The following is a 2,667-nucleotide window of genomic DNA, read 5'->3' on the forward strand; positions in this document are numbered from 1 at the left end:
TGACTCATGATGAACCCTTTTTCATGGCTCCAGATGACAAACATGATCTCATATCAGGGACTTGTTCGCACCTTCCCAAGCAAGGAAGCCAGTGAGCAAGCGGCAAGGGTGGTGGAACTGGGGGCATTTGAACAGGCTATCCAGTTGCAGGTCCCCTTCGTCCAGTTCACCCCGGCGGGAGTGGTCACCTTCGCCAACGCGCTGTTTCTCAAGATCGTGGGATTTGAACGTGACGAGGTGATTGGCAAGCATCACAGCACCCTCTGCTTCTCCGACGACGTCAATACCCGGGATTACGAGACCTTGTGGCAGGATCTGCGCCACGGCGTCTCCCGCAGCGGTCGCTTCATTCGCCAGTCGAAATCCGGCAAGGCCGTGTGGCTGGAGGCGACCTATTTCCCCATCGTGATCGACGGCAAGGTGGTGCGGATCGCCAAGGTCGCCTCCGACGTGACCCAGCAGCAATCCACCCTGGAGCGCACCCAGGCACTGCTGGCAGCCCTGGACAAGTCCCTGGCGGTCATCGATTTCCAACCCGATGGCACCGTCATCACCGCCAACCAGAATTTCCTCAACTGCTTTGGCTACCGGCTGGAAGAGGTGGTCGGCAAGCATCATCGCCTCTTCTGTGACACCGAGTTCTACCAGAACAACCCCCATTTCTGGCAGGATCTCGGCTCGGGTGACATCAAGTCAGGGCTCTTCATGCGTCTGGGTCACCGGGGGGAGAAGATCTGGCTGGAGGCCACCTACAACCCCATCTTCAACCACGAGGGCAAGGTGGTCAAAATCATCAAGCTGGCGAGCGACATCACCGAGCGGGTGGAGCAATCCATCTCCACCCGGGAAGCGGCCCAGAAGGCGTGTGCCATCGCCAGCGAAACCGTCGCGAGCGCCGCCAGGGGGCGGGAGGTCATCGACAGGGTGCTCGACACCTCCTCTCACATCAACACCTCGGTCAATGCGGTCAGCAAGCAGATAGAGCAGCTCAACCAGCAATCCAGGAGCATCGAATCCATCATCTCCACCATCAGCGGCATCGCGGATCAGACCAACCTGCTGGCCCTCAACGCGGCCATCGAGGCGGCCCGCGCCGGGGAACAGGGACGGGGATTCGCGGTCGTGGCCGACGAGGTGAGGCAACTGGCGGCGCGCACTTCCAGCTCCACCAGCGAGATCGTCACCGTCATCAAGCACAACTCGGAGATCACCTCCTAGATCACCCAGACCGTCTCCGTCGTCTCCGACAAGGCGGTGGCAGGTCAGGAGCAGGCCACCATCATCGCCGACGTCATCAAGGAGATCATCGAGGACGCCAACTCGGTGTCGGACACCGTCAAGAGCCTCTCCATCTGAGCGACAGCTGCCAATGACAACGGGGGGCCCAGGCCCCCCGTTGTCATTGCTGTCCGCCCACCCGAAACCCGCTCAGCCATCCCCCAGGAGATAGTGTCTGGCTTCCTCGTCCGCCAGCGCGAGGGCGATGTCCCATAGCGCGGCGATGCAGAGCCCCTCCTCCCCCACAGCTTCCTCTTCCAGCGCCTCCAGGGCTCTGGCATCGGCCAGGGTAAAGGGGGGATGGCTCAACAGGCTTTTGGCCGCGGCCAGCAAGTGCATGTCGCTCATCGGTCGGCTCCTTCTTAGACAGCGTGTTTCCCTGCCCAGACTGTAGCCTAATGACGGCGACTCATCCCCCGGTGGCGACTGCCTGCGCACGCTTCCTGCCGGACGGCAGTTGGCCCACCCCGATGCCGGCCAGCACGGCGGCACAGGCCACCCATTGCAGGGCAGTGAGCGTCTCTCCCAGCAGCAGATAGGCGAGCAGCAGGGTAAAGACCGGTATGAGGTTCACATAGGCAGCCGCCAGGGTCACCTTCACCTGGGTCACCGACCAGTTGTAGAGCAGGTAGGCACCAAGTGTCACGAAGGCGCCGAGGAAGAGGATGACCCCCATGTCCTGCCAGGCCCAGCTCGCGGGCCAGGGCGCACTGAAGGCAAAGGGCGCGAAGAAGAGCATGCCGACGAAGGCCTGCAACGCTGTCAGTGTCATCACGCCGTAGCGGCTGGAGAGCTTCTTGAATACCACGGAATAGGTGGCGGCGCAGAGCATGGCGCCCATCTCCAGGCTGTTGCCGAGCAGGGCGTTGGGGGCGAACTCGTCGGCGCCCTCCCCCAACCCCAGCAGGGCGATGCCAACGATGGCGATGGCAAAGCCCAGCAGCTGGCGGCGACTCACCCGCTCTCCAAGCAGCACGAAGGCCACCAGAGCCACCATCAGGGGAAGCAGGGCACAGACCATACCGGCCTGGCCGGCACTGGTGTAACGCAGGGCGTTGACTTCAAGAAGAAAGTAGAGGCAGGGCTCAAGCGCCCCCATCAGGGCCAACCAGCGCCAATCCCCCTTCTGGTAAGTGACGCGGCCAAGCTGGCGGTAGCAGAGCAGCCAGCAACAGGACGCCACCCCCATCCGCATGAAGAGCACCTGACCGAAGGACCAGATTTCCAGCACATGTTTGAGGGCGATGAAGGAGCTGGACCAGAGCAGCATGGCCAGGGTCAGCGTCAGGACGGGTAAAGGGCGCACAATGCCTCCATCTTAAATGCGAAAGGGGACTCCCTCCGACGTAGGTGGGAGGGGAATTTCGCCGGGGCGTCAGCCCCGCTGGT

Annotated in this window: 2 protein-coding genes and 1 pseudogene; 1 reads left to right on the forward strand and 2 read right to left on the reverse strand. The window is 62.3% G+C overall.

Going from position 1 to position 2,667, the window contains the following annotated elements; translation table 11 throughout:
• Positions 1-42 precede the first annotated feature (42 nt).
• Positions 43-1,356 (forward strand): annotated as a pseudogene (locus OKC30_RS20505) (methyl-accepting chemotaxis protein).
• 72 nt (positions 1,357-1,428) lie between these two features.
• Here OKC30_RS20505 and OKC30_RS20510 read toward each other — a convergent pair.
• Together OKC30_RS20510 and OKC30_RS20515 are read right to left on the reverse strand one after the other, a co-directional pair.
• The gene (locus OKC30_RS20510) at positions 1,429-1,626 is read right to left on the reverse strand and encodes a hypothetical protein (RefSeq protein ID WP_039038678.1); all 198 of its coding nucleotides are present in this window, start codon (positions 1,624-1,626) and stop codon (positions 1,429-1,431) included.
• Positions 1,627-1,687: 61 nt separating this feature from the next.
• Positions 1,688-2,584: a DMT family transporter gene (locus tag OKC30_RS20515; RefSeq protein ID WP_041212829.1), complete on the reverse strand. Its 897-nt coding sequence runs from the start codon at positions 2,582-2,584 to the stop codon at positions 1,688-1,690.
• Positions 2,585-2,667 lie beyond the last annotated feature (83 nt).

It is taken from the genome of Aeromonas sp. QDB18, from assembly GCF_027705325.1.
Classification (GTDB): Bacteria; Pseudomonadota; Gammaproteobacteria; order Enterobacterales; family Aeromonadaceae; genus Aeromonas; species Aeromonas caviae.

What these genes read in the sequence shown, in the direction of transcription:
- OKC30_RS20510 (WP_039038678.1), bottom strand. Translation starts at nt 1,626, where the DNA reads ATGAGCGACATGCACTTGCTGGCCGCGGCCAAAAGCCTGTTGAGCCAT.